This window comes from Fodinicurvata sediminis DSM 21159, assembly GCF_000420625.1.
In the GTDB taxonomy this organism is placed as follows: domain Bacteria; phylum Pseudomonadota; class Alphaproteobacteria; order Kiloniellales; family DSM-21159; genus Fodinicurvata; species Fodinicurvata sediminis.
This window is the reverse complement of sequence record NZ_ATVH01000014.1, coordinates 82,727-108,699: the sequence shown is the minus strand read 5'-3', so window position 1 is coordinate 108,699 and position 25,973 is coordinate 82,727. Positions and strand designations below refer to the sequence as shown.

General features: G+C 60.6%; 24 protein-coding genes. 6 read left to right on the top strand and 18 right to left on the bottom strand.

Going from position 1 to position 25,973, the window contains the following annotated elements:
- Positions 1 to 13 precede the first annotated feature (13 nt).
- The 3 genes from G502_RS0108330 to G502_RS19325 form a co-directional block, all read right to left on the bottom strand.
- A complete protein-coding gene (locus tag G502_RS0108330; RefSeq protein ID WP_022728208.1) occupies positions 14 to 1,399 on the bottom strand; it encodes a HAMP domain-containing histidine kinase in 1,386 nt (461 codons plus the stop codon).
- Between the two features lie 73 nt (positions 1,400 to 1,472).
- Positions 1,473 to 2,165 carry a response regulator gene (locus tag G502_RS0108325; protein ID WP_022728207.1) on the bottom strand — a complete coding sequence of 231 codons (693 nt, stop codon included), beginning with the start codon at positions 2,163 to 2,165 and terminating at the stop codon, positions 1,473 to 1,475.
- A gap of 23 nt (positions 2,166 to 2,188) precedes the next feature.
- Positions 2,189 to 2,701: a MarR family winged helix-turn-helix transcriptional regulator gene (locus G502_RS19325; RefSeq protein ID WP_022728206.1), complete on the bottom strand. Its 513-nt coding sequence runs from the start codon at positions 2,699 to 2,701 to the stop codon at positions 2,189 to 2,191.
- Positions 2,702 to 2,911: 210 nt separating this feature from the next.
- Between G502_RS19325 and G502_RS0108315 the strand changes: the two genes are divergently transcribed.
- On the top strand, positions 2,912 to 3,817 hold the full coding sequence (locus G502_RS0108315) for a branched-chain amino acid aminotransferase (protein WP_022728205.1): 906 nt from the start codon (positions 2,912 to 2,914) through the stop codon (positions 3,815 to 3,817).
- A 63-nt stretch (positions 3,818 to 3,880) separates the two neighbouring features.
- On the opposite strand, the gene G502_RS0108310 is transcribed toward G502_RS0108315, so the two are convergent.
- From G502_RS0108310 to G502_RS0108260, 11 genes are all read right to left on the bottom strand, one after another.
- Entirely contained in the window at positions 3,881 to 4,336 is a 456-nt protein-coding gene (locus G502_RS0108310) for a molybdenum cofactor biosynthesis protein MoaE (protein WP_022728204.1), read from the bottom strand.
- 5 nt (positions 4,337 to 4,341) lie between these two features.
- Entirely contained in the window at positions 4,342 to 4,593 is a 252-nt protein-coding gene (gene moaD, locus G502_RS0108305) for a molybdopterin converting factor subunit 1 (RefSeq protein WP_022728203.1), read from the bottom strand.
- A 20-nt stretch (positions 4,594 to 4,613) separates the two neighbouring features.
- On the bottom strand, positions 4,614 to 5,876 hold the full coding sequence (locus G502_RS0108300) for a molybdopterin molybdotransferase MoeA (protein WP_022728202.1): 1,263 nt from the start codon (positions 5,874 to 5,876) through the stop codon (positions 4,614 to 4,616).
- Positions 5,860 to 6,420, bottom strand: coding sequence for a molybdopterin-guanine dinucleotide biosynthesis protein B (mobB, locus tag G502_RS0108295; protein WP_022728201.1), 561 nt, complete (start codon positions 6,418 to 6,420; stop codon positions 5,860 to 5,862). The genes G502_RS0108300 and mobB overlap by 17 nt, the downstream gene beginning before the upstream one ends.
- A 15-nt stretch (positions 6,421 to 6,435) precedes the next feature.
- Positions 6,436 to 6,993 carry a CDP-diacylglycerol--glycerol-3-phosphate 3-phosphatidyltransferase gene (pgsA, locus tag G502_RS0108290; RefSeq protein WP_022728200.1) on the bottom strand — a complete coding sequence of 186 codons (558 nt, stop codon included), beginning with the start codon at positions 6,991 to 6,993 and terminating at the stop codon, positions 6,436 to 6,438.
- 76 nt (positions 6,994 to 7,069) lie between these two features.
- Positions 7,070 to 8,956, bottom strand: coding sequence for an excinuclease ABC subunit UvrC (gene uvrC / locus G502_RS0108285; protein WP_040487966.1), 1,887 nt, complete (start codon positions 8,954 to 8,956; stop codon positions 7,070 to 7,072).
- 504 nt (positions 8,957 to 9,460) lie between these two features.
- A complete protein-coding gene (locus G502_RS0108280) occupies positions 9,461 to 10,228 on the bottom strand; it encodes an SDR family oxidoreductase (protein WP_022728198.1) in 768 nt (255 codons plus the stop codon).
- Between the two features lie 4 nt (positions 10,229 to 10,232).
- A complete protein-coding gene (msrB, locus tag G502_RS0108275) occupies positions 10,233 to 10,637 on the bottom strand; it encodes a peptide-methionine (R)-S-oxide reductase MsrB (protein WP_022728197.1) in 405 nt (134 codons plus the stop codon).
- A 132-nt stretch (positions 10,638 to 10,769) separates the two neighbouring features.
- Positions 10,770 to 12,404 (bottom strand): chaperonin GroEL, encoded by a 1,635-nt coding sequence (groL, locus tag G502_RS0108270; RefSeq protein ID WP_022728196.1) that lies wholly within the window; start codon positions 12,402 to 12,404, stop codon positions 10,770 to 10,772.
- An 18-nt stretch (positions 12,405 to 12,422) separates the two neighbouring features.
- Positions 12,423 to 12,737 carry a co-chaperone GroES gene (groES, locus tag G502_RS0108265; RefSeq protein WP_022728195.1) on the bottom strand — a complete coding sequence of 105 codons (315 nt, stop codon included), beginning with the start codon at positions 12,735 to 12,737 and terminating at the stop codon, positions 12,423 to 12,425.
- Positions 12,738 to 12,886: 149 nt separating this feature from the next.
- Complete coding sequence (locus tag G502_RS0108260) at positions 12,887 to 13,789, bottom strand: DMT family transporter (RefSeq protein WP_022728194.1); 903 nt, start codon at positions 13,787 to 13,789, stop codon at positions 12,887 to 12,889.
- 175 nt (positions 13,790 to 13,964) lie between these two features.
- Here G502_RS0108260 and G502_RS0108255 point away from each other — a divergent pair, with 175 nt between their 5' ends.
- Together G502_RS0108255 and G502_RS0108250 are read left to right on the top strand one after the other, a co-directional pair.
- Positions 13,965 to 15,533 (top strand): bifunctional aminoglycoside phosphotransferase/ATP-binding protein, encoded by a 1,569-nt coding sequence (locus G502_RS0108255; RefSeq protein ID WP_022728193.1) that lies wholly within the window; start codon positions 13,965 to 13,967, stop codon positions 15,531 to 15,533.
- A 111-nt stretch (positions 15,534 to 15,644) separates the two neighbouring features.
- Positions 15,645 to 16,406 carry a sulfite exporter TauE/SafE family protein gene (locus G502_RS0108250; RefSeq protein ID WP_022728192.1) on the top strand — a complete coding sequence of 254 codons (762 nt, stop codon included), beginning with the start codon at positions 15,645 to 15,647 and terminating at the stop codon, positions 16,404 to 16,406.
- Here the strand turns inward: G502_RS0108250 and G502_RS0108245 are convergent.
- On the bottom strand, positions 16,403 to 17,104 hold the full coding sequence (locus tag G502_RS0108245) for a rhomboid family intramembrane serine protease (RefSeq protein ID WP_022728191.1): 702 nt from the start codon (positions 17,102 to 17,104) through the stop codon (positions 16,403 to 16,405). The two genes, G502_RS0108250 and G502_RS0108245, sit on opposite strands and share 4 nt — an antisense overlap.
- A gap of 187 nt (positions 17,105 to 17,291) precedes the next feature.
- On the opposite strand from G502_RS0108245, the gene ppa reads away from it, so the two are divergent.
- Positions 17,292 to 17,834, top strand: coding sequence for an inorganic diphosphatase (gene ppa, locus G502_RS0108240; protein ID WP_022728190.1), 543 nt, complete (start codon positions 17,292 to 17,294; stop codon positions 17,832 to 17,834).
- A 92-nt stretch (positions 17,835 to 17,926) separates the two neighbouring features.
- Here the strand turns inward: ppa and G502_RS0108235 are convergent, their stop codons facing one another.
- Positions 17,927 to 19,420 carry an AMP nucleosidase gene (locus G502_RS0108235; protein WP_026989232.1) on the bottom strand — a complete coding sequence of 498 codons (1,494 nt, stop codon included), beginning with the start codon at positions 19,418 to 19,420 and terminating at the stop codon, positions 17,927 to 17,929.
- 300 nt (positions 19,421 to 19,720) lie between these two features.
- On the opposite strand from G502_RS0108235, the gene G502_RS21390 reads away from it, so the two are divergent.
- Entirely contained in the window at positions 19,721 to 22,516 is a 2,796-nt protein-coding gene (locus G502_RS21390; RefSeq protein ID WP_081649733.1) for an ATP-binding protein, read from the top strand.
- A gap of 191 nt (positions 22,517 to 22,707) precedes the next feature.
- Positions 22,708 to 24,462: a Na/Pi cotransporter family protein gene (locus G502_RS19315; RefSeq protein WP_022728187.1), complete on the top strand. Its 1,755-nt coding sequence runs from the start codon at positions 22,708 to 22,710 to the stop codon at positions 24,460 to 24,462.
- Here G502_RS19315 and znuB read toward each other — a convergent pair.
- Positions 24,382 to 25,179, bottom strand: a complete 798-nt coding sequence (gene znuB / locus G502_RS0108220; RefSeq protein WP_022728186.1) for a zinc ABC transporter permease subunit ZnuB — start codon at positions 25,177 to 25,179, stop codon at positions 24,382 to 24,384. The two genes, G502_RS19315 and znuB, sit on opposite strands and share 81 nt — an antisense overlap.
- Complete coding sequence (gene znuC / locus G502_RS19310; protein ID WP_022728185.1) at positions 25,172 to 25,969, bottom strand: zinc ABC transporter ATP-binding protein ZnuC; 798 nt, start codon at positions 25,967 to 25,969, stop codon at positions 25,172 to 25,174. The genes znuB and znuC overlap by 8 nt, the downstream gene beginning before the upstream one ends.
- Positions 25,970 to 25,973: the final 4 nt, after the last annotated feature.

Below are 25,973 nucleotides of genomic sequence, written 5' to 3'. Positions count from 1 at the left end.
GGCGCCGGGCGCTTTAGCCCGGCAGCCAGATGTTGGCACGCAGCCCACCGCCGGGTGCGCCCTCAAGTTTCAGGTCACCGCCCTGGCTGCGGATCATGTCTCGAGCGATCGTCAACCCCAGGCCCGTGCCTCCGGTTTCCGGGTTGCGCGAACTGTCGAGCCTGTAGAAGGGGCGGAAGACATCCTCGCGCTTCTCCGCAGGAATTCCGGGGCCGTCATCATCAATCAGGATCTGAACGCCCTTGCGATACCACTGGCCGGTGATCGAGATGTTCCCTCCATAGCGGCGGGCATTGCTGATCAGATTGGCCAGGCAGCGACGCAACGCCTCCTTGCGGGCAACGGTCGGCATCGAGTGTTCAATGTGCAGGTCCACCTGTGCCCCGTCTCGACGTGCCTCGTCGACCACCTGACGCAGGATTTCACTGATGTCGCATTCCTGCGGGTTCTCACTGCCTTCTCCACGCGCGAACGCCAGATAGCCCTCGATCATGCGCTCCATCTGCTGGATGTCCGCACGCATGCTTTCCGTGGCGGCATCATCCCCCAGCATGGCGAGTTCCAGTTTCATGCGGGTCAGCGGTGTGCGCAGGTCGTGACTGACGCCGGCCAGCATGTCCGTGCGCTGCTGGATTTGGCGCTTGATGCGATCCTGCATCTGCAGGAAGGCCGTGCCGGCCAGGCGCACCTCCGTTGCGCCCTCGGGACGGAAGCCGGTGACATCGACTCCGCGTCCAAAGTTGTCTGCCGCCTTTGCCAGGCGCCGTATGGGGCGAACCTCGTGGCGCATGAAGAGGGTTGCCGCGACGGAAAGCACCAGAGAGCTTCCAAACATCCAAAGCAGGAAAATATAGATCGTCGAGCTGAAAAGCCGGCGGCGCGGGACCAGGACCTGAAGGACAGAGTCGCCGAGATCCACCTGGATCTCCACGTAATGTTTCAGGCTTTGGCTATCGACCACATAGGGATGCCAGAGCTGTTCGCGCAGGGCATGGGTCAGCCGGCTGTCCAGGAGAGAGGGCCAGAATTTGTTTTCCACCTCTTTCAGTTCCTGATCCGGCAGCAGACGCATGTTGAGCCACATGTGTGCGTCCGCCAAGGCAAACATCTGGACGTTGGTCATGGTGCGCGATTCGCGTTCCAGAACGTCGATGACCGAGGCGATTTCACCGGCGACGGCCTGGCTGAGGCGCCGGGTGATGGACTGATAATGCCGATCATAGAACGCCCAGGTCGATATGCCCTGCAACAGGATCAGGGGCATGATGATGATCAGCAGCGAACGCGCCAGGAGACTGCGCGGGATCAGCCGCTTCAGCTTGAAGCGCGTGCGCCGGCGGCCTGCCTGTCCGCCCCCCAGGGCGCGAGGGCGGCGTATGCTCTTGGGGTCGTCGCTCATGCTATCCGGCGGTCCGGAGTGCTCGTGGCCGGAAGGCGTTCCATGAGACTTCCTTTCTGCACGGTGCGCTGGGTCAATCTGGCATCAGAACGTAGCCCGTTCCGCGGACGGTTTGAAGGTAACGCGGCGTCTTCTTGTCGGGCTCGATCTTGCGGCGCAGTCGGGTCATCTGGACATCGATGCTGCGCTGGTTGCCGATTTCCGGACTGGCCTGAGCCAAGCGGTCGCGGCTGACCGGAATGCCCGGCGTTTCGGCCAGGGCTTTCAGCAGGCAGCTTTCCGCCGACGTCAGGTGAATATAGGCCTCTCCGCGGCGCAGTTCGGATCGCGCCAGGTCGAAGGAGAAACCGCCGAAGAATATCTTGTCGCCACCACTGTCGGTCTGGGCCTGGCCGGCGCGCCGCATGATTGCATTGATGCGCAGGATCAATTCTCGCGGCTCGAAGGGCTTGGAAAGGTAGTCGTCAGCCCCGGATTCCAGACCCGTGATACGACTTTCGACTTCCTCCATGGCGGTCAGCATCAGTATGGGGATCTGGCGTTCCTGCTGGCGCAGCCAACGGGTCAGGTCGTATCCGCTTTCCCCCGGCATCATGACATCCAGCACGATCAGATCAAAGTCCAGTCCCGAAAGCTTGCCACGGGCCTCTTCGGCATCCGCCGCGGTGCTGACACGCAGATCCTGGTCACTCAGGTAGCGATGGAGGAGTTCGCGTAACCGCTTGTCATCATCGACGACGAGGATATGAGCCTGATTGTCATGCATTGTCATGAATTCAAGAGATGCTGTCAGTGTTCGCCCGGAAGGCGCTGGGAATCACGGTCGGCCAGAAAGCGTTTCCGGTCTTCCTCGTTGATCAGACCGAGCAGGACCGTTCGGAAGCCGACGACGGACTCCGCGCCCGCTGCACGATAGGCGTGCGCGAAGCGCGCCAGCTGCGCTTCGCTCAGTTGCTGTTCGAGGTTGCGTCCCTTTTCGGTCAGGCGAAGCAAACGCTGGCGCCGATCGTGGTGCCCCGGCTTCTGCTCGATGAAACCCTCCTCCACCAGTTGGCTGAGAACGCGGGAGAGACTCTGCTTCGTGATCTTGAGGATGCGCAGCAGTTCGCTGACCGGCAGGTCGGGGTTGCGACCGACGAAATAGATGACGCGGTGATGGGCCCTGCCAAAATTGTACTTGGCCAGGATCCGGTCGGGTTCGGCCGTTGAATCGCGATAGGCGAAGAACAGAAGCTCTATGGCCTGGCGCAGTTCTTCCTCGCGCAGGAAAAGGGGATTGATTGCGGTTTTTACGTCAGTCATATTGACTTAATTGGCTAAAGTTGTTACCTGTTCAAGGTCATTGGTGACATAATCTAACAAAATCTATGTGTAGCAGGAAATTCCTTGGTCCGCTGCGCTTGACTTCATCGGCGGAACATCCTGTAACAGAGTCTGTACGTGTTTCACCCCCGCCAAGAGGGGAGCCCATGTTTGCTTGTCTTTTATAGGGCCTAAGGACCCCAGTTTTCCATGCTTCCTTTCGACGATCGTGACGGTCTTATCTGGTACGACGGCGCGCTGGTGCCCTGGCGCGACGCCAATCTACACGTTCTGACGCATGGCCTGCACTATGCAAGCTGTATCTTCGAAGGCGAAAGGGCCTATGGTGGCCAGATCTTCAAGGCGACGGAACACCATCAGCGTCTGCACAAGTCCGCCGAGATCATGGGCTTCGAAATTCCCTACAGCGTCGCGGAGATCGACGCGGCTGCAGCTGAGGTTCTGGAGGCCAACGGCATCTCGGATGGGTATATCCGTCCGGTCGCCTGGCGCGGCAGCGAGATGATGGGCGTGGCGGCTCAGAAAACGCGCATCCACCTGGCGATAGCAGCCTGGGAGTGGCCGACCTACTTTTCGCCGGAAGCGCGCCTTGAAGGTATCCGCATGACCGAAGGCAAGTACCGGCGCCCGGATCCGCGTACAGCCCCCGTGCATTCCAAGGCCGCCGGTCTTTACATGATCTGCACGCTGTCCAAGCACGAAGCCGAGCAGCAGGGTTTCAACGATGCCCTGATGCTGGACTGGCGCGGGCAGGTGGCCGAAGCCACAGGAGCGAATATCTTCCTGGTCCAGGACGGCAAGCTGCACACGCCGACACCGGATTGTTTCCTGAACGGCATAACGCGTCAGACCGTCATCGATCTGGCGCGGCAGCGTGGCTACGAGGTGATCGAACGCGCGATCATGCCGGAAGAATTTGCCAAGACCCAGGAGGTCTTCATCTGCGGCACCGCTGTGGAAGTGACTCCGGTCAAGGAAATCGACAACTACAGCTTCACGCCCGGGGAAATTACGTTGAACCTGATGAAGGACTACGATGCCCTGGTCAATCGGACCCACGGAATGGCGGCTCAGACCTCCACCAGTGCAGCCTGAGCAGGCTCACATCGAGCAGAAAATCCATGCGGCGGATCCTTCCGGGATCCGCCGCTTCCTGTTTCAGCGGTTCCAGCGTTCGCTGGCCTCATCATCGCTTTCACGGGCTTCCACCCAGAGCTCCTGGCCTTCGCGTGTCCGCTCTGCCTTCCAGAAGGGGGCTTTGGTCTTCAGCCAATCGATCAGGAAATGGCAGGAGTCGAAAGTCGCCTGGCGATGGGCGCTGGCGGTGGCCACCATCACGATGCGGTCACCGGCCTCGAGAGGGCCAACTCTGTGAATGATGAGACTGGCATTCAGGGGCCAGCGTTCGTGGGCTTCGGCCTCGATGCGTTCCAGCATCTTTTCCGTCATGCCGGGGTAATGTTCCAGGGTCATCCCTGTGACGGGCTGATCCCCGGCCATGTCGCGTACCAATCCGATGAACGAGGTCACTCCGCCAATGGCGGTTTGCCCGCCTGTCAGCTTCTCGAGTTCACTCCCCGGATCGAAATCCTCTTCCTGGATCCGTACCGTCATGGATGCTAGCCCCCGGTGACGGGCGGGAAAAGCGCCACCTCATCGCCCTCGGTCAGGGGCGTGTCGGGACGAGCATATTCCTGGTTCACGGCAACGCGAATACGCCGGCGGTCCCCCAGCGCCTCGGCGTAGGCAGGGCCCTGGCCATGCAGCCACTCCAGCAGACTGGCGACGTCAACCACCTCTTTCGGAGGTGTGACCTCTTCGCTGTCGGCCCCGATCTTGTTCTTCAGCCAGGCAAAATATAGCAGTTTCACGCCGAGATCCCTTGTGCCGTTCAACCGTGGAAGAGCGCACTGTAAGGTGTATAGAACAGCGTGGTCCCGGGTTCCAGATTGGTCAAGTCTTCCGGCAGTTCAGCCAGGCCGTCGGTTTCGGCAAGCGAACTGAGGATTCCGGCACCATCGCGCGCGAACTTCTCGGCCATGGGAAAGCCGTTCTGGTCATGGGTTATGTGTACGCGCAGCCACTCCCGCCTGTCCTTCTTCTTGCGATGGGAGAAATTGGCCGTGACAGGAAACTGCGGCGGGCGCTGGGGGGGTCCCCCCATGAGCTGCAGGATCAGGGGGCGCGCCAGCTGCAGGAAAGTCACCACAACCGCTGCCGGGTTTCCGGGCAGGCCGATCACGGGCACACGTGCGATCTGCCCAAGGGCCACCGGCCGGCCTGGCTTGATGGCAAGGCGCCAGAAATGCAGTTGGCCGCCTGCCTGCTCGACAGCCTGCTTCACGTGATCCTCTTCGCCGCCGGAAACACCGCCCGAGGTCACGATCAGATCGTGCTGTGCAGCTGTGCTTTCCAGGGATTTCGCCAGCGATGTACGTTCATCCTTCAGGATTCCCAGATCCGTCACCACACAGCCAAGGCTCTGCAGCAGGCCGGCCAGGACCTGCCGGTTCGAATCATAGATCTGTCCTTGCGCAAGCGTCTCGCCGGGCTCGCAAAGTTCGTCGCCCGTCGAAAGCAGGCCAACACGCAAGGGGCGGGAAACCACAAGTTCGTTTTGTCCTATGGCAGCGGCCTGGCCCAGATCGACGGCGCTCAGCCTGCGCCCGGCCGGCAGAACTGTCGTGCCTGTCCTGATGTCCTCTCCGCTCAGGCGGCGGTTGGCACCTGGCTTGATGCCGGGGCGGACTTCAACCCAGCCATTCTCTTCCTTGCAGTCCTCCTGCATCATGACGGTATCGGCGCCCGGTGGCATGGGAGCGCCGGTAAAGATGCGCACCGCTGTGCCGGGCTGGACCTCCTGCTGCCAGGGGTGCCCAGCCGCGGCGCGCCCGGCCAGTCGCAAACGGGTGTCCTGACTTGAGTCCAGGTCCTGATGACGCAGGGCATAACCGTCGACGGCCGAGTTGTCGCCTGGCGGTACGTCCAGGGGAGAAACAAGGTCCTGGCGAAGGATGCGTCCCAGGGTCTGCTGCAGCGGCAAGGATTCGGTTTCGGTGACCGTTGCCAGGCGCTGGGTGAGCAACTCAAGCGCGCTGTCGAAGCGCATGAGCGGCCCGCCGTGTGCAAAGCAGTCGTCACTCAGCTGGGCCATGAAGGCTTTCCCGTTTCAACTTGTTCTCCAGGCCGCAGTGGCGCTCGATGAAGTCCGCTATCGCCGGAATATCATTGAGGTCGAGGCGCTGGGGACCTACGTGCAGCCCTTCCGAGTCGATCACTTTGTCGGTCAGCAGGGCAACGATGTCGGGATCTTCAGCGGCCAGCATGGGCTTGCCGAGGTCGGGGCGGTAAACTTCCAGCTTGTCGTGGGGCTCACGCTTGAAACCCTCGACGATTACCAGATCGACCGGTGAGAGCCGGGCCAGCAGAGAATCAAGCGTGGCCTCGGGTTCATCGCGCAGTTCATGCATCAAGGCCCAGCGCTGGCTCGAGGAGATCAGCACTTCGCTGGCGCCTGACTGGCGATGGACCCAGGAGTCCTTGCCCGGCTTGTCCACATCGAACTTGTGATGGGCATGCTTGATCGTGGACACCCTGTGGCCACGCTTCGTCAATTCGGGCAGAAGCTTCGAAAGCAGCGTTGTCTTGCCACTGCCGCTCCAGCCCGCCAGTCCGATTAGCTTCTTCTCACACGACATCCTGTCCGTCTTGCCTCAATGCGCTTTCATGTGAGCGATTCCTCGCATGAGGTAATCATATCCCGTGATCAGGGTCAGCGCAGCCGCAATCCACAGCAAGAGGTCGCCTACCACAGGGAGCATCAGCAGGGGCGGTCCGGCCGGGCCCAATACCAGGACACCCAGTGCCGTCATCTGGACCATGGTCTTCCACTTGGCCAGCCGGCTGACCGGCATGGGCACACGCAGCTCGGCCAGGTATTCGCGCAGGCCCGAGACCAGGATCTCACGGCAGAGGATGATGATTGCGGCCAGAAGAGACAAATCGCTGATGTCGCCAAGTGCCACCAGCATGATGATGATCGATGCAATCAGCAGCTTGTCGGCAATGGGATCCAGGAATCGTCCGAGCGGTGAGACCTCGCCCATGGAACGGGCCAGCTTGCCGTCCAGCCAGTCGGTCACGCAGGCCAGGATGTACAGCAGCAGCGCAGCCCAGCGCGTACCTGGCTCGTTCACATAGAGCAGGATGATGAGAGCGGGAATGGCCAGGATTCGTCCCAGGGTCAGGAGATTGGGCAGGCTGGTCAGCATGAAGTCTCCGCTCTGCTTGGGAACCGGGGCGCTGCGTGGCGTTCCTCTGCCTTAATACGCAAAATGACGGCTGTGGTCATGCATGAAAATGCTCATGGATCTTTCGGGCAACGGCATGACTGATTCCTTCCACGGCTTCAAGATCGGTCAGGGCTGCCTGTTCCACTGCTCTGGCCGAGCCGAAGTGGAGCAGCAGGGCCTTCTTGCGTTTGGCCCCGATCCCCGGAATATCATCCAGGCTTGAGGTCAGGCGGCTCTTGCTTCTGCCGGCACGGTGGGTGCCGATGGCGAAGCGATGAGCTTCGTCGCGCAGGCGCTGGATATAATGCAGCAGCGGTGTATCCGGCGTCAGCAGGAAAGGTGCGCGGCCCGGTAGGAAAATACGTTCCCGTCCTGCATCCCGGTCGGGCCCCTTTGCCACACCCGCCACGGGCATATCCTCGATGCCCAGTTCGGCGAAGACCTCTTCGGCCACGCCCAATTGACCGCGCCCTCCATCTAGAAGGACCAGATCCGGCCACTGTCCGCCCTCGCGGTCGGGGTCTTCCTTGATGGCGCGGGAAAAGCGCCGTGTCAGGACTTCGCGCATCATGGCGTAGTCGTCGCCGACGCTGTCCTTGTCCTTCAGCGTGCGAATGGAGAACTTTCGATAGGCGTTCTTGCGAAAGCCTTCGGGGCCCGCCACGATCATCACGCCATAGGGATTGCTGCCCTGGATATGGCTGTTGTCATAGACCTCGATGCGTTCGGGCGGGGCATCGAGATCGAGCAGCCGCGCCAGTTCTTCCATGCGCAGGCTCTGGGCGGTGATGTCGGCCTGGCGGCGTGACAGGGCCTCGCGGGCATTCAAAAGGGCGGTGTCCACCAGCTTGCGCTTTTCCCCGCGTTGCGGCACCTGCATGCGAATGCGGTGGTTTGCGCGCAACTCGAGCGCTTCCAGCAGAAGATCCTTCTCCGAGGGCTCGTGGCTCAGGAGGACCAGAGCGGGCACAGGCTTGTTGTCATAGAACTGGGCCAGGAACGCGCCCAGCACCTCTGTCGGGTCCAGGTTGCTGTCGTGGCCCGGAAAATAGGAGCGATTGCCGTAATTGCGTCCCGCCCGGAAGAAGAAGACCTGCAGGCAGCTTTGGCCGCCTTCCTGGTGCAGGGCTATGACATCGGCATCATTTACGCCTTCCACATTCACATCCTGGTTGGACTGGATGTGAGCCAGGGCGCGAATCCTGTCGCGGTAGCGGGCCGCCGTCTCGAAATCCAGATTCTCCGAGGCCTGCTGCATGAGCTGGGCAAATTCACCCTGGATGGCGCTGTCCTTGCCGGAGAGGAAGTCCTGGGCCGCCTGGACCAGCTGTGCGTAGTCCTCCTGGCTGATACGGCCGACACAGGGGGCCGAGCAGCGCTTGATCTGATACAGCAGGCAGGGGCGTGTCCGATTGGCAAAGACGTGGTCGGAGCAGGAGCGCAGCAGGAAGGCCTTTTCCAGTGCGGTCAGAGTGCGATTGACGGCGCCTGCTGACGCAAAGGGTCCATAATAGTTGCCTTCGCGTTCATGGGCACCGCGATGCTTGGTCAGGCGCGGGTAATCGTGATCGCTGCCAAGATAGATATAGGGGAAGGACTTGTCGTCGCGCAGCAGCACATTGTAACGCGGCATGAAGCGCTTGATCAGGTTGCTTTCCAGCAGCAGGGCCTCGACCTCGCTGTTGGTGCGCACGATCTCCAGTCCGCAGGTTTCGGCGATCATGCGCTGCAGGCGCCGCGGCTGCTTAGCAATCTGGGTGTAGTTGTAGACCCGCTTGCGCAGATTCTTTGCCTTGCCCACATAGAGCACATCATTGCGTCGGTTGAGCATGCGATAGACACCGGGACTTTCCGGCAGCGTCTTCACGGCCTTTTCCAGCACTGCGACGCCTTGGGTCAGGGAGGCTTCACCTTCGGCTTGGGCCTGACCTTCGAATGACATGCCCGCTTCGGCCAGCCCCGGAGTCGCTCCAGTAATACCCAGTGATTCGGAGGCGTCGTCATGGAACTGCGGTGCACGCTTCCCACCGGCCGAGGGGTCCTTGATACGTCGGTTGCCTTTTGCCTTTGCCATGAATGGTCGGATCCGGGTTCCAGAATGCCTTTCGGTCCGTTCTAATTGGGACCGACGGTTGGAGTCCTGCAAGCCTTCACAGGCCCGATTTTTTGGAATCGGGCGGAATCTCGGGGCTTGCGGGCGCTATCCACGAAATCTGTGGATAACTCTGTGGTTATCTTCGTCTTGTCAAAGCTGAGGCCCAAGAGAATCAAGACTTTCTATAGATTGCCTATTTTTTAGTCACAATATTAACTTATTGATTTTAAAAATTATTTCCTTTGTCAATCTTCATGAAACTGTCACTTAGGAAGAATATTAAGCTCAAACGGGATACCGCCTGGTTTCCTTGGGCGATGTGCAAAACTTTCGGTGAGTCAAGCGACAAAGTCAGTTCACTTGCCCCCAACCGAGGTGCTGTCCGCCATCGAGTGCGATCATCTGCCCGGTTACCGAACCGGCACCCAGCAGGAAAGCCAGCGTGTTCCTCACTTCGTCCATGTCGGGGCCCCGACGCAGGGGGACTTTTCGGACCTGGGCATCGAATTGCGCCTGGGTCTGGTTGGGGCTGGGAAGGGTCGGTCCAGGGCCGATCGCGTTGACCCGAATTCGTGGCGCCAAGGACAGGGCCAGGGTTCGGGTCAGGGTCCAGAGGCCGCTCTTGCTGAGTGTGTAGCTGATGAAGTGGGGAGTCAGGTTCCAGACTCGCTGGTCCAGCAGATTGATGACCAGACCGCCGCTGTCATTGGGCAGGTTGCGGGCCATGGCCTGGGTCAGGATGAAGGGTGCTCTCAGATTGGGCTCCATGTGGAGGTCCCAGCTGTCTCGAGTCGTGTCGTCCCATTCATCGCGCACGAAGGTAGCCGCATTGTTGACCAGCACCCCGAGAGGTCCGAGTTCACGATCCACGTCCTCGACCAGTTGAACTGTTTCCTCTTCCAGGGACAGGTCAGCCTGGAACAGAATGGCCTCTCCACCGTTGCGGCGGATGTCCTCGGCGGTTCTCTCGGTGGCTTGACGGGAGCTGTTGTAGTGCAGGCCAACGCGATATCCACGGGCGGCCAATTCCAGAGCCATGGCCTGTCCGAGTCGCTGGCCTGCACCTGTCACCAGAGCATTTTTCGGATAACTGTCTTGGTGCCTTTCGGCGCCACTCATGGACTCAGTCCTCCTGTGCTTCAGGGATGAAGTCCAGGGCGGCGGAGTTGATGCAGTAGCGTAACCCGGTGGGCTCGGGACCATCTGGGAAAACATGCCCCTGATGGGCGCCGCAGTTCGTGCAGTGCGCTTCGGTACGGCTCATCCAGAGTTTGCGGTCCTCCTTGGTGCCGACAGCGTCATCGCTGATCGGTTGCCAGAACGACGGCCAGCCTGTTCCGCTCTCGAACTTGTGCTGCGAGGAAAACAGCGGTGTTCCACAGACAATGCAGGTGTAAGTTCCTAGACGCTTCTCGTTGTAGAGTGCGCCCGTGAAGGGGCGTTCCGTTCCCTCGTTCTGGGTGACTTCCCGCTGTTCGGGGGTCAGATGGGAAAGGTCGAATTGGTCGCTCTGCTTTTCGGCTGTCATGTCATATCATCCTTGCTGAAAGGTGCATTTGACTCCGGATATTGGGGCTGAAGAGGGCAACTTCCAACGCCAAAGAAAAGGCCGGCATGTTGCCATGCCGGCCCGTAGCTTCTTTTCAGGTTGGCAACCCGCTTAGAAGTCCATGTCACCCATTCCAGCTCCGGCGCCCGCCGCAGCCTTCTTGGAGTCAGGCTTCTCGGCCACCATGGCCTCGGTCATGATCAGCAGGCCAGCGATGGAGGCTGCGTCCTGCAGGGCCGTGCGTACGACCTTGGTCGGGTCGATGATGCCGGCCTTCACCATGTCGGTGTACTCGCCCTTGTAAGCATCGAAACCGTAGTTGTAGTCCTTCGATTCGGCGAGCTTGCCAGCGACAACAGCCCCATCCAGACCGGCATTCTGTGCGATCTGGCGAACCGGTGCCTGAAGGGCGCGACGAATGATGTCGATGCCGACCTTCTGGTCGTTGTTGAGGGGCTTCACCTTGTCCAATGCGGACAGCGAGTGCAGAAGGGCGACACCACCACCCGGCAGGATGCCTTCCTCGACGGCTGCGCGCGTGGCGTGCAGGGCGTCGTCAACGCGGTCCTTCTTCTCCTTCACCTCGGTTTCAGTGGAGCCGCCGACGCGGATCACGGCAACGCCGCCGGCCAGCTTCGCCAGGCGTTCCTGCAGCTTCTCACGATCGTAGTCCGAGGAGGTCTCCTCGATCTGCGCCTTGATCTGATTGACGCGGGCTTCGATCTGCTTCTTCTTGCCCGCACCATCGACGATGGTGGTCTCGTCCTTGGTGATGGTCACCTTCTTGGCACGACCCAGCATATCCAGGGTCACGTTCTCAAGCTTGATGCCCAGATCTTCCGAGACAACCTGGCCGTCGCTCAGGACGGCGATGTCCTCGAGCATGGCCTTGCGGCGATCGCCGAAGCCCGGTGCCTTGACGGCCGCGACCTTCAGGCCGCCGCGCAGCTTGTTGACCACCAGAGTGGCCAGGGCTTCGCCCTCGACGTCCTCGGCAATGATCAGCAGGGGCTTGCCGGACTGAACGATCGATTCGAGGACCGGCAGCAGGGCTTGCAGGTTGGACAGTTTCTTCTCGAAGATCAGTAGATAGGGATCCTCAAGCTCGACACGCATCTTTTCGCCATCGGTGACGAAATAGGGCGAGAGATAGCCGCGATCGAACTGCATGCCCTCGACGACCTCGAGCTCGGTCTCGAGCGACTTGGCTTCCTCGACCGTGATGACGCCTTCGTTCCCGACTTTCTGCATGGCCTTGGCCAGCATCTCGCCGATTTCCTTGTCGCCGTTGGCCGAGATGGTGCCAACCTGTGCGATCTCGGAGTTCTGGCTGATGTCGCGTGCGCGCTTGCGCAGGTCGGCGACCACGGCATCAACGGCCAGGTCGACGCCGCGCTTCAGGTCCATGGGGTTCAGACCCGCGGCCACGGCCTTGCCGCCTTCACGCACGATGGATTGTGCCAGAACGGTGGCCGTGGTGGTGCCGTCACCGGCCATGTCGTTGGTCTTGGTGGCAACCTCGCGCACCATCTGTGCGCCCATGTTCTCGAACTTGTCGGAAAGCTCGATTTCCTTGGCGACCGTCACACCGTCCTTGGTGATGCGCGGTGCGCCGAAGGACTTGTCCAGGACCACGTTGCGGCCCTTGGGGCCGAGCGTCACCTTGACCGCATCGGCCAGGATGTCGACACCGCGCAGCAGGCGCTGGCGTGCATCCTGTGAAAATTTGACTTCCTTGGCAGACATGTCTTGTCGTCCTTCGTGTTAAGCGGCCTTCTTCGAGGCTTTTTTGCCCTCGAGGATGCCCATGATGTCGGATTCCTTCATGATCAGCAGGTCTTCACCGTCGATCTTGACTTCGGTGCCGGACCATTTGCCGAAAATGATTCGATCGCCTTCCTTTAGATCCAGGGCGACGAGGTCGCCCTTGTCATTGCGCGCACCGGGTCCGACGGCGACGACTTCGCCCTGCATCGGCTTTTCCTTGGCCGTATCCGGAATGATAATGCCGCCGGCGGTACGCTCGTTTTCCTCGATGCGCCGAACCACCACGCGGTCATGAAGCGGTCTGAACTTCATAGATCGTCCTCCCAATAGAGACTGACGTGTTTAAGAGAAGAGTTGCTAGCACTCCCATTCGGCGAGTGCTAAGGCGAACTGTATGTACGACCGTCCTGAAACTTTTTCAAGTGGCTTCAGGCGAAAAAGAATACAGCACAGTCAGGAAGTTATTGGACTGCAGCCTGCTTCTTCTGTTCGCGGTAGAAAACGTAGAGTCCGCTGGCAATCAGGATGGCTGCCCCCAGCACGGTAAAGCCGTCGGGCAGGTCACCGAACAGCAGGAAGCCATAGAAAGTGGCCCAGAGCATGTTCGAATAGTTGAAGGGGGCGACCACGGCCGCAGCTGCGGCCTGGTAGGCCTTGATGATGCAGAAGTGACTGGCGCCTCCAATGGCACCGATGGAGATAAGGCCGACCCATCCCCAAAGGTCGGGCGTGGTCCAGAAGAAGGGCACCACGAAGAACATCACGATCATTCCCACCAGGGCGCTGTAGGTCAGCGTGGTCATGGGCGCTTCGCTTTGACTCAGTTGCCGTGTGTTGATGTGGTAGAGGCCATTGGTGCAGGCAGCGGCCAGGACATAGAGCGTGGCCGGATCGAAGATATCGCTGCCCGGACGGATGATGATCAGGGCCCCGGCAAAGCCCAGGAAAACACCGGTCCAGCGACGAATGCCAACGGGCTCGCCCAACAGCGGCATGGACAGGGCCGTCACGATCAGGGGAACCGCCAGCATGACCGCGGCCGCTTCGGCCAGAGGAATATGGGAAATTCCCAGGAAGAAGAGACTGGTGGTCACAAGCAACATCAGCGAGCGGAACAACTGCAAGGGCAGACGCCGCGTGTACAGCAGGGCCGGCAGACGCAGGTTCAGCAGTGCCACCATGATCAGGACGTGGAAGGTGTAACGTGCCCAGACGATCTGGGCCACGTCGTAGCTCTGTGACAGGGTCTTGGCGATGGCGTCCATGCTGACGAACAGGAAGACCGCGAACAGCATCCAGAAGATGCCCCTGCGGTTGGCTGCCGCGATGGACAGCGCGTTGACAGATTGCAGTTGCGTTGACATGGAGCCCCCGAAGGCGAATGGATTGTTCTATCGTCTTCCCGTCCTGGATTTGTAGCCCTGTTTCGACAGACGGGGTAAGTGCCAATCCTGCAGGGGTGGACTGCATGAGGGACAGGGCAGGCGGGAATAGCCGTCACTACATAGGAATGAACCTACAGATAAAGGGGCATCTGTCGTGGAAACAGAAGACAGGGAAAGCTTGCAGGAAGAGGTGGTTGCCTTCCTGAAGGCACCGGAAAACCACGAGGGTGCCTCGGAAGCCGTCCGGCATGTCACGACCCATGTGGCACATGTCTTCCTGACCGAAAATCGCGCCTGGAAGATGAAGCGGGCGGTGGCTTACTCCTTCTTGGACTTCACCGACCTGGAGGCCCGCGAAGAGGTTTGCCGGCGCGAGGTCGAGCTCAATCGCCGGACAGCGCCGGACATCTACCTGGGTGTGCATTCGATAAACCGCAGCGAAGATGGCGGCTTGGAGATCGACGGAAACGGCTCCCCTGTAGAGTGGGTCATCGAGATGCGCCGTTTCGATGAAGACCTTATGTTCGACCATCTGATCGAGCAGGACCGCTTGACCCGGGAGCATGTCGTCGAGTTGGTCGACCGGGTCTATGAGTTGCATGAGCAGGCCGAGCGCTTGTCCGAACCTTACGGTGGGGCCGAGGGCCTGGGCAATGTGATCGAGGAGAATGCTCAGGACATGCAGGCCCTGTCCGAAACCTTCAGTCCTGAGGCCGTGGCGGATCTGACGACGCGCAGCCGTGAGAGCCTGGGACATGTTGCGGACCTGTTGGACCGGCGTCGTGCGGACGGCTGGGTACGGCAATGCCATGGAGATCTGCACCTGGGGAACGTGGTGCTCTGGCAAGGACACGCGACCCCCTTCGACTGCATCGAGTTCAGTCAGCGCATTGCCGGCATCGATGTCGTCTATGACCTGGCTTACCTGCTGATGGACCTGGTCAACCGGGGGCGCCCTGACTTGGCCAACCTGGCAATGAACCGTTACTTCGGCCGTATGGGGCAGCCGCAGGCTCTGCAAGCCCTGCCCCTGATGCTGAGCGTGCGGGCGGCCATTCGTGCAAAGGTGACGGCTGCAGCAGTTGAAGGCCAGGACGAGCCTGAAGAAGCTGAGAAGCTGGCAGCTGCCGCCCAGGGATTCTTTGCGTTGGCCCTGGACTTCCTGCGTCCCGACAACAGACCCAGGCTGATCGCAGTGGGCGGCTTCTCGGGCACCGGAAAATCGACGCTGGCCGCCCGGCTGGCGCCGGATCTGGGGCGCGTCCCCGGAGCCCTGCAATTGCGCAGCGACGTGATCCGCAAACGCTTGAATGACGTGGCCCCGGAAACGAAGCTGCCTGCAGAGGCCTACAGCCCCAGCATGAACGAACAGGTCTATGACACCCTGTTTTCCGAAGCGGAGACAGCACTGCAGGCAGGCCACAGCGTGATCGCGGATGCGGTCTGGGCCAGGCCGGAGGAGCGCAACCGCCTGCAGGCCCTGGCCGATGCCGCCGGCGCGACCTTCCAGGGGGTCTGGTTGGAAGCCCCCCGTGAAACGCTGGAGGCCAGGGTCCGGGCCCGGCGCAACGACAGCTCGGATGCGGATGTTTCCGTCTTGGAGAAGCAATTGACATACGATCCAGGCAACATCGACTGGCTGCGACTGTCTGCTGGCGAGGGGGCCGATGCTGTCCTGGCGGTGGCCCGCGACCAACTGGATATTCCGGACGGTGGCGCCTGAGCCGCTCTTCGCGTCGTCACGCCATGGCAAGGGGCTTTTCCTGTCGGGCGCAAAGCTTATGCTGTCGGTTTCTCGCCCGGCCCGCCTTTCTCAACAGCACGGCAAATTCCCATGGAGCCCCTGACAGCCGATACACTTGTCCTCTATATCGCCGGGTTCTGCGGATTGCTCCTGGCCGGCTTCGTCAAGGGCGTGATCGGCATGGGCCTGCCGTTGGTGGCCTTACCCGTGCTGGCCTACATGATGCCCGTGCCGGAAGCTATTACGGTTCTCTCGCTGCCGGTGATATTGAGCAACCTGGTCCAGGCCTTTCAGGGGGGCTATTTCCTGGGTGTCATCAAGCGTTTCTGGCCGGTCATGCTGGCCCTGGTCGTGGGCGTGCTGCTGGGCGTGCAGCTCCTGATCTCTCTGGATCCCCAACTGCTCTACCTGCTGCTGGGCATTGCCATAACCGGCATGGCGTTGCTGACCCTGTCCAGTCCGCGCTTCACTCTGAAGCCTTCCCAGGAGCGGCCGGTGGGTCTCGCGGTCTGTTTCGGGGCCGGGGTACTGGGGGGCGTTTCCAATCTGCCCGGCCCGCCTCTTGCGCTCTATCTTGTTGCCCTGCGGTTGGAGAAGACCTTCTTCATCAGCGCGATATCGATCTTCTTCCTGATCAATTCCTTTCCGCTCTATACCGCGCTAGCGCTGCACGGCATCCTGGGTTGGTACGAGCTTCTGCTGTCTGCCTTCGCAGTGCTTCCGGTCTTCGGTGGTGTCTTCCTGGGGCAGTGGGTGCGCAGGTTCGTCTCGCAGGCACGCTTCCAGACCGTGGTGCTGCTGGTTCTGGTGGTCATCGGCTTGTCTTTCGTCTGGCGTGCCTATAGCGGCTAGTCCACCACGTGGAAACGGGATTTCTCCAAGCGTTCCAGCTGGCGTTTCAATAGCCAGGGATAGAGGAACAGGCCGGCAAAGAAGCCACCAGCATGGGCTTCCCAGGCGATGGAGGGCGATTGGGAGCCACCCACGCCGCCCAGCATGGCATAGGCGATGTTGATGGCCATCATCACCGCCGTGAAGACTGCCAGCTTGCGCCAGCGCGTCGGCCTGTCCTCCCAGGGGCGTGCCACGCCGATATGCCCGAAGGCGCCCAGCAGGCCGAAGACGCCTCCCGAAGCTCCTACAGCAATGGCGGTTACGCCCCAGTTCAACACCACGAAGAGGATGCCCCCGGCAATCGCGCTGCCCAGGAAGAGCAGAAGGAAATCCCGGCCGTTCAGCGTTCTCTGTACCAGAGTACCGATGGTGGCGATCCAGAAACCGTTGAACAGAAGATGCAGCAGTCCCTCGTGGATGAAGACAGAGGTGACCAGGCTGTAGAGTCGCTCCCAGATGAACTGGCCATTCACGAAAAGATAGAGCGCAAACCAGACGATGAACTGATAATCAAGGTTTGCCGGCAGGACAGCGCGCAGCAGGCTGACTCCGCCCATGACCAGCAGCAGGATCATGATGGTGCGCGGCATGTTCAGGGCCGGCTGACTTGGCGGCGGAGGAGGTGAAGAATTGTTCTGCGCGGGGTCTGCGGGCATGCCTTACCTGATATTATAGCCTCTGGGTCAATGCGACCCTTCGCATGTAGAGTGAAACAGGGTTGGAGTCCACGATCTCAACCGGGTCTTTTGATGTTGCACTGCAAAACTTTCCTTGACGTGACCAGGGCTCGATGTTCCTTGTGACGCCATTTGGAATTCCAAGCGATCAATCGCGGAGTAGAAGATGGACATCAACAAAATTCCCGTCGGCGAGAACCCGCCGGAAGACTGCAACGTTCTGATCGAGGTTCCGATCGGAAGCTCGCCGGTGAAGTACGAGTTGGACAAGGACTCCGGGGCGCTTTTCGTGGATCGCTTCCTGCACACAGCGATGCACTATCCCTGCAACTACGGCTTCATTCCGCACACCCTGTCGGACGACGGCGATCCCATCGATGTGATGATCGTCTCGCGTCGGCAGATCCTGCCAGGCGCCGTCGTGTCGGCCCGTCCCATCGGCGTGCTCATCATGGAGGATGAAAAGGGCGAGGACGAAAAGATCCTGGCCGTGCCTTCCGACCGGCTGCATCCCTATTACAGTGATGTTCATACCTACACCGAGCTGCCGGACATTCTGCTGGACCAGATCACGCACTTCTTCGAGCACTACAAGGATCTGGAGAAGGAGAAATGGGTGAAGGTGAAGCGCTGGGGCGATGATGCCGAGGCCCGCAAGATGATCGAAGAGGCAATGAAGCGCGCCAACGAAACCTCGTCCGCGGCCTGACGGAAAAAGCAGTTCAGACGAAGGCCCGGTGCGCTCCGAATAGAGGCGCACCGGGCCTTTCACGTTTCGGGCCATACAGTTGCGGGCAGATTCTACTGGAAGGCGACTTCCGTGATGCTGCGCAGCTTGCGGGAATGCAGGCGTTCGCGTTCCTGGCTCTGCAGACTTTCCAGGGCCTTCAGGCCGATCTCCAGGTGCTGGTCCACGCGCTGGCGATAGAATTCCCCGGCCATGCCGGCCAGCTTGATCTCTCCGTGCAGGGGCTTGTCGGAAACACAGAGCAGCGTGCCGTAGGGAACCCGGCAGCGAAAGCCGTTGGCTGCAATGGCGGCGGATTCCATATCCAGAGCAATGGCGCGCGACTGCGACAGCCGGCGCATGACGGCCTTGTGTTCGCTCAGCTCCCAATTGCGATTGTCCACGCTGGCCACGGTTCCAGTACGCATCACTTTCTTCAGGTCATAGTCTGACAGGCCGGTCACTTCGGCCACGGCTTTCTCGAGCGCAACCTGCACTTCCGCCAAGGCCGGAACCGGAACCCAGGTCGGCAGGTCCTCGTCCAGCACATGATCCTCACGCACATAGCCGTGCGCCAGAACATAATCCCCCAGCTTCTGGGTGTTCCTGAGCCCCGCGCAGTGACCCAGCATCAGCCAGGCATGGGGGCGCAGGACGGCCACGTGATCCGTCATTGTCCGCGCGTTGGAAGGGCCGGCGCCGATGTTGATGATCGTGATCCCGGAATTGTTGGTGCCGACCAGGTGGTAGGCCGGCATCTGAGGCATGCGTTCGGGCGGCTGTCCCGTGGTCTCGACCCGACCGCCCTCCTTGCGCTGGGTTACCACGTTGCCCGGCTCGACAAAGGCCAGGCAGCCGGGGTCGCCGCGCTCGACCCGCTCACGCCCGATGCGCACGAAGGAATCGAGATAGAACTGATAGTTGGTGAAGATCACGAAATTCTGGAACCAGGTGGGGCTGGTGCCGGTGTAGTGGAGCAAGCGATGCAGCGAATAGTCGATCCGGCCCGCCCGAAACAGGGCCAGGGGCTGGGGCGCATTGTCATCGGTTTCCAGTGTTCCATTGATTATGGAGTCATCCATGCCTGCCAGGTTCGGAACGTCGAACAGGTCCCGCAAAGGCTGCGTTATGGCGTCCGGATCCTGCTGCAGGGGGCCGGTTTCCAGGTTGATGTCCCGTTTGAAGGCGAAGTGTACCGGGATCGGCTCGTCGGACTCGCCGATCTGAACCTCGACCTCGTGGTTTTCCATCAGCAAGGCAATCTGTTCATGCAGATAGTTCCCGAAAACATCGGGCCGGGTCACAGTCGTCTCGTGGATACCGGGTCGTGAAACGAAACCATAGGCATAGCGGGAATCGACCAACGCATGGGAGGTGGTGGCCACCCGCACGAAAGGGTAGGTGGCGCGGCTGGCTTGCAGCTGTGTATCGCCGCTCAGGTAGGCTTTGAAACATTCCCGCAGGAAGGCTGTGTTGCGTTCATAAATCTCGCGGATGCGATTTGCCGCAGCCTCGGCATCCGTGAAGGATTCGGTCGGTATGGCGGGTGGGGTTGCAACGTCCGGCATGATACCCTTCACATCGATTGCTTGATAGCTGCTTCAAGCCTTGTGTCTTGATAGGGGCACAGTCTATCGGCTCGCCGGTTACGCGCAATACTGTATAGCCTGCGCCCTTGGCTTGCTCACGTGGTCCCGGCGACCTCAAAGGTTGTGAACCAGTATGTTCGCGCTAGCCTTGTGAAAAGGGCTGGTATAACTTGGTCTGCAAGAAAAAGGTCGCTTGGCAGGCAGCCGGTGCGACCGGGCAACCGGAGGCAATCAGGAGCAGGCAGGGCTCTCGCTGCCTCGGGTAGTGGGGCAGCGGGAATGGCACGAGCGAGCGCAAGAGGCGACAGGCACGCGCGGAAGGCGGGACTTCGCATCCCGTTGCGCGTGAATATCATCCTGCTATTTCTTTTCCTCTTTGCGCTTCTGGGCCTGGTGCTGGGGACGGTTGCAAGCCGCAGCAGCCAGCAGCTTGTGGACGAAACGGTTTCCACTTCATTTCACAAAAGCGCAGCGCTTGCGCTGCTGAAATTGCACCAGTTGCAGGACACGGCCCGCTCGGCCGCCGATTCGCTTGCATCGAACCCAATAATCGAAACCCGGGATGAGCAGGAGCGCGGCCAGCAGTTTCATGCCCTGGCAACAGTGCTGCGGGCTGTACCCGGCGTTTCTGCCGCCTATGTGGGGTGGCCTGATGGCGATTTCCTGTTGCTGCGTCCCGTTGGACGCCACGAGGAACAGCTTGATGCGCCCGACGAGGCCGAATGGCTGGCACAATGGGCAGACAGAGATGGCGCGCGCTTCGAATTCCTGGATCGCGCGCTGGACATAATCAAAGTTCGCAACAAGGTGGACTACGACTTCGATCCGCGTCAGCGCCCCTGGTACAATGAAGCACGGCAGAGCGACAAAACCATCGTCACCATGCCCTATGTCTTTTTCACGACCCGGGAGCCCGGCATAACAGCGGCACGGCGCGCCCAATCGGGTGCAGTGGCGGGTGTTGACTTATCCCTGTGGGAACTGTCGGACAGTCTGTTGACGGGGCGCAATGCCCCCACAACCGAGGCTGCCATCCTGGATCCGCAGGGCAGTGTCCTGGCCTATAGCGATATCGAACGCCTACGGAACGTGGTGCGCAGCGGGACCAGCAAGGATATGAGTACACTCGAAGCCCTGCCTAAGGCAGAAAGGGTTGGTGCTCCGATCCTGACCGCCCTGTCAGAGCGAAGCCAGGGGCTACAGGAAGACTTTACCGGAACTCTTACGGTGGAGGAGCAGGATTGGCTGGCCACACTGGTGCCCCTGAACGGACGCGGAACCACCTTCGTGATGGCAGCGCCCATGCAGGAGCTGGCTGCCGGATCGCGACAACTGCGCGCGCGCCTGCTGCAGACTTTCGGTGTCGTCATGCTGTTGGTGATCCCTGTTGTCTGGTTGGCAGGCAAGGCCCTGGCACGGCCTGTCGAGCGTCTGGCCAGTGATGTTGGCCGCATCGCCGATCTCGATTTCTCTGCACCTGCGCGGCGCAGGACCAGCGTCAAGGAGATGGAGGAGCTCAACGAATCCATCGAACACCTGCGTCTGACACTGCGCGAGCGCATGACCGAATTGCGATGCCTCTATGACGTGATGGAATTGACGTCGAACCGTTCCCGGCCGTCGACAGAGATTTGCCGGGACATCGCGCAGGTGCTTGAAAACAGCTTGATCCAACTGCACACACCGGCTGTACGTATCGAGGTAGAGGGGGAAGATTGTCCCTCTCGCAATTGGTCCAGGCCTGCGGCCAGCTACATGGCTGCCATACAGGGTGTTTACGGTCAGATCGGCATCATCGAGGCTGGTCCGCGCGATGCCGAAGAGGCGCGGGGACGGGGCGAAGCTGTCCTGTTGAAAGAAGAACGCGATCTGATTGATGGCGTGGCGGATCACGTGGGCCGTATGTTGCGCAGCCGGCAGATGGCGGAGGAACTGATCCAGTCAGAACGCCTGCGGGCCCTGGGACAACTAACGGGTGGAGTGGCGCATGACTTCAACAACTTGCTTACCATAGTCCTTGGCAATACCGAGGTTCTGGGGAATCGCCTGGAGGATCCCTATCTGCGTGAGTTGGCGGAGACGGCGGCCAACGCAGCCGAGCGCGGATCCGAGTTGACCCGGCGCATGCTGGCCTTTGCCGGTCGGCAAACCCTGGAACCAAGACTGGTGAATCCCAACGATCTCGTGGTTGGGCTCGATGCGCTTTTCCAGCGCACGCTCCGTGAGGATATCCAGATCACCACCCATTTTTCCGAAGACGTCTGGATGACTTACGTGGATCCGGTGTTGCTGGAGGTGGCCTTGCTGAACCTGGTCATCAACGCGCGTGATGCGATGACTGCCGGAGGTCATGTCCGTATCGAGACCTCGAACGTCGCCTTCGGCGCCGAAACGGCTGACTCCCTGCAAATAGCTGTCGGCGACTATGTCATGATTGCCGTCGCCGACGATGGATCGGGCATGTCGCCCGAGGTCGAGGCGCGTGCCTTCGAGCCCTTCTTCACCACCAAGGACATCGGGCAGGGGAGTGGTTTGGGCTTAAGCATGATTTATGGTTTCGTGCGCCAGTCGCAAGGCCATGTTCATATCGATTCCCGGCCGGGTAAAGGCACCACGATCCGTATGTACCTGCCGCGCTCGACAGAGGCAGCACTGCATGCTTCGGTGCCGTCCTCGAACCCGCGAAGTCAGTTGAGCGCACGCGGCAAGCTGTTGGTGGTGGAGGATGACGAACTGGTCCGTAGCTATGCTGAGAGCCAACTGGAAAGCCTGGGCCACGAAGTTGTTGCGGTGCGCGATGCCGCGGCGGCGCTGGCGGCGCTGGAAGCAGCACCGGATTTCGACCTGCTGTTCACTGACATCGTCATACCCGGCAGCATGGATGGGCGGCAGCTGGCACAAAAGGCACAGGAACACGTGCCTGGCCTGAAGGTCCTGTTCACCTCGGGTTACACTGAGGAGAGAATTGCTGAGGATGAAAAAGACCTGCCAGACGGGTTCGGGGTCCTGCACAAGCCTTATCGCCGCTCTGACCTTGCAGATAAGATCGGGCAGTTGCTGTCAGGGGGGAGCTGATTTCCCAGCTGCGTGTCGTCATGGCCGGCTTGTCCGGCTTTGGCACGTGTACGATGTCCCCGCTGGGCAATGGACAAATCTGAATTGTCTGACATAGTGAGATTGTGTTTCACATTCATGACAGTTGCCTGTCGGCTGCGCCCGGCAGGTTACCCGTCTCTCCGTTGGAATAGTGTTGATCGCCTCTGACGATGTCGGAAGATTTTTGGCTCATAAATCTTTTGGGAAGCGTTGCCCTTCTGCTTTGGGCAACGAAGATGGTGTCCCATTATGTCCGCGAGGCTTTCGGAGCGGATTTCCGCCGCTATCTTTCACGCGCCACCCAGAACCGCTGGCTTGCCTGCGTGACGGGCACCGGTGTTGCAGCCGCGCTGCAAAGCTCAACAGCCACGGCGCTTCTTCTCGTGACCTTCCTGCAGCAGGGATTGGTGATGCTGGCCCCAGCTCTGGCCATCATGCTGGGCGCCGACATAGGCACCACCGTCGTGGTCCAGATCCTGTCCTTCGACATCTCTTTTTTGGCGCCCGGACTGCTGATCACCGGCTTCCTGGCCTTTTCGGCAGGGCAGTTCGCTTGGTTGCGCAACCTGGGGCGGATCATCCTGGCGCTCGGCCTGATCGTTCTTTCGCTCAACATGATCGTCGAGGCGACCGAGCCCATGCGCGAGAGCGAACTGGTCAAGACGGTCCTGGACAGCTTGTCCGGCCAGCCGGTTCTGGCCCTTGTGATAGCGGCGCTGCTGACCTGGCTGTCACATTCCAGTGCCGCCATCGTTCTGCTGATCATGTCGATGTCCGGTGTCTTTCCGGGAACCCTGGGCCTGGCGCTGGTACTGGGCGCCAATGTGGGTTCGGGCCTGGTGATGATCGGCCTGACCGCACAAGGGGATGCCACGACCAAGCGCCTGCCCATAGGCAATCTTCTGTTCCGCTTGAGCGGCGCCTTGATTGTATTGCCGTTTCTGGAGCCCATATCGGCCGGGCTCGGAATGCTGGAGGACAATCCAGCACGTGAGCTGGCCAACTTCCACACGCTGTTCAACATAGCGTTGGCGCTGGCCTTCGTGCCGCTTATCGGGCCCATGGCACGCTTTCTGGAAAAGGCGGTGCCGGAAGAGAAATCACTCAGCGAGGAGCGTGTCGAACCGAGGTTTCTGGATGAGTCGGTGATCGACCAGCCTTCGATGGCGCTGGCTTGTGCCACGCGCGAAATGATGCGCATGGCGGACCTAGTGGAAACCATGCTGCGGCAGACCATGGATGCCTTCAAGGCGAACGAGCAGGAATCCATCAATACGATCAGTCGGCGTGACAACGACATTGACCGGCTGCACGAAGCCATCAAGCTCTACGTCGCCAAGGTCATGCGCAATCAGTTGTCGGAAGACGAGATGAAGCGTTGTTTCGACATCATGGCGATGACGACGGACCTGGAGCATATTGGGGACGTCATCGACAAGAATCTGCTGCGCACGGCCAGCAAACGCCTGCGCAACCGTCTGCAGTTCTCCCAGGAAGGCTGGCAGGAGATCAAGGAGTTCCATGGCCTGGTGGTTGCCCAGATGCAGTTGGCCATGACGGTCTTTTTCAGCCGCGATATCGAGATGGCGCGCCAGTTAGTGCGCGAGAAGGACAAGATTCGCGATTGGGAGCAGGACGCCTCGGAACGTCACATGGAGCGTCTGCGCCACGGCCAGATGGAGAGCATTGAGACCAGTGCCTTGCACCTCGATATCCTGCGCGACTTCAAGCGCATCACCGCGCACCTGACGTCCTTTGCGCACCCCATTCTGAAAAGCCACGGTGAGTTGCTCGATTCGCGCCTCAGGGCCTTCGAGCAGAAGGAGGCCCAGGCGCATTCGGAATCAGGCCCGGCGCAGCAGACCGCCGAGACCGAGGCTGAGCAGAAAGAGAAGCAGCGCACAGACGACGATGCTGGGTCCTGAGGGCGTGTCATAGATCAGGGAGCCCCAAAGCCCTCCGGCCACTGAGAGGATACCGGCAACAGCTGCCATGACTGCCATCTGTTCCGGCGTGGTGGCAAAGCGGCGGGCGGTAGCGGCCGGAATGATCAGGAGCGAAGTAATCAGCAAGACGCCGACAATCTTCATGGCTGCAGCAATGGTGACGGCCATGGTGAGCATCAGGAGCAAACGCAGCGGCAGGACCCGAACGCCTTCGGCGCGCGCCAGGTCTTCATGCAGGGTGGCGAACAGCAGCTGGCGCCAGAAGAAAATCAGCAAGGCAAGGACCAGGGTGGCGCCAGAGTAGATCCAGGCCAGATCGGTGGTGGAAACCGCCAGTATGTCACCGAAGAGATAGCCCATCAGGTCGATGCGCAGGCGGTCCAGGAAGGCGATGGCCACCAGGCCCAGAGCCAGACCCGAATGCGCCAGGATACCCAGCAGGGTGTCGGTGGGCAGGCGTTTCTGCTGTTGCAGGCCGACGACCAGGATGGCCATGGCGATACAACTGGCCATGACTCCCAACTGCAAGTCGATTCCCAGCAGGAAACCGAGTGCGATGCCCAGCAGGGCGGTGTGCGATAGGCTGTCGCCGAAATAGGCCATGCGTCGCCAGACCACGAAACAGCCAAGGGGACCGGCAACCAGAGCAACACCCGCGCCGGCCAGGAAGGCGCGGACGAGAAAATCATCAAGCATGATGGCTCTCCTGCTTCTCAGGCTGCTTGGTGCTGGTGCCATCTTCCTGGATCGGTGCTCCGTCCAGGTCGTGTTGATGATCGTGGTGATGGTGATAAATGGCCAGTGCCTGGGCCGCGCGTGGACCGAACAAGGACAGGTATTCGGGGTGCTGACTGACGGTCTCGGGTTCCCCGGAACAGCAGATGTGCCGGTTCAGGCAGATGACCCGATCCGTGGCGGCCATGACCAGGTGCAGGTCATGCGAGACCAGCAGCACGCCACAGCCGCGTTCGCGCCGCACTCGGTCGATCATTTGGTAGAGCTCGGTCTGTCCGACGAAATCGATGGCCTGCGCCGGCTCGTCCAGCACAAGCAGGTCGGGATCGCGCAGCAGCGTGCGCGCAAGCAGTACACGCTGGAACTCGCCACCCGAGAGGCTGTGCAACTGGGCATCAGCCAAATGACCGATGCCCAGTTCGTTCAGTGCGTCCAGGCGTTTTCGGCGTGGTTGACGATCCGGCAGGGACAGGAAGTGCAGAACCGACAGGGGCAGGGTCGGCCCGACAGACATGCGCTGGGGAACATAGCCGAGGCGCAGACCGGAACGTCGGTGAACCTTCCCGCTGTCAGGCTTCTGCAGACCCAGGATAATGCGCAGCAGACTGGTCTTGCCGGCGCCGTTCGGCCCGATGACCGTAACGATCTCACCGGGCGCTATGCCCAGGTCTATGGATTCCAGGATCTGACGGCCGCCCAGAGCCAGGCCGAGGCCGGAAGTCTCGACCAGCAGGGAAGGATTGTCGGTCATGGGA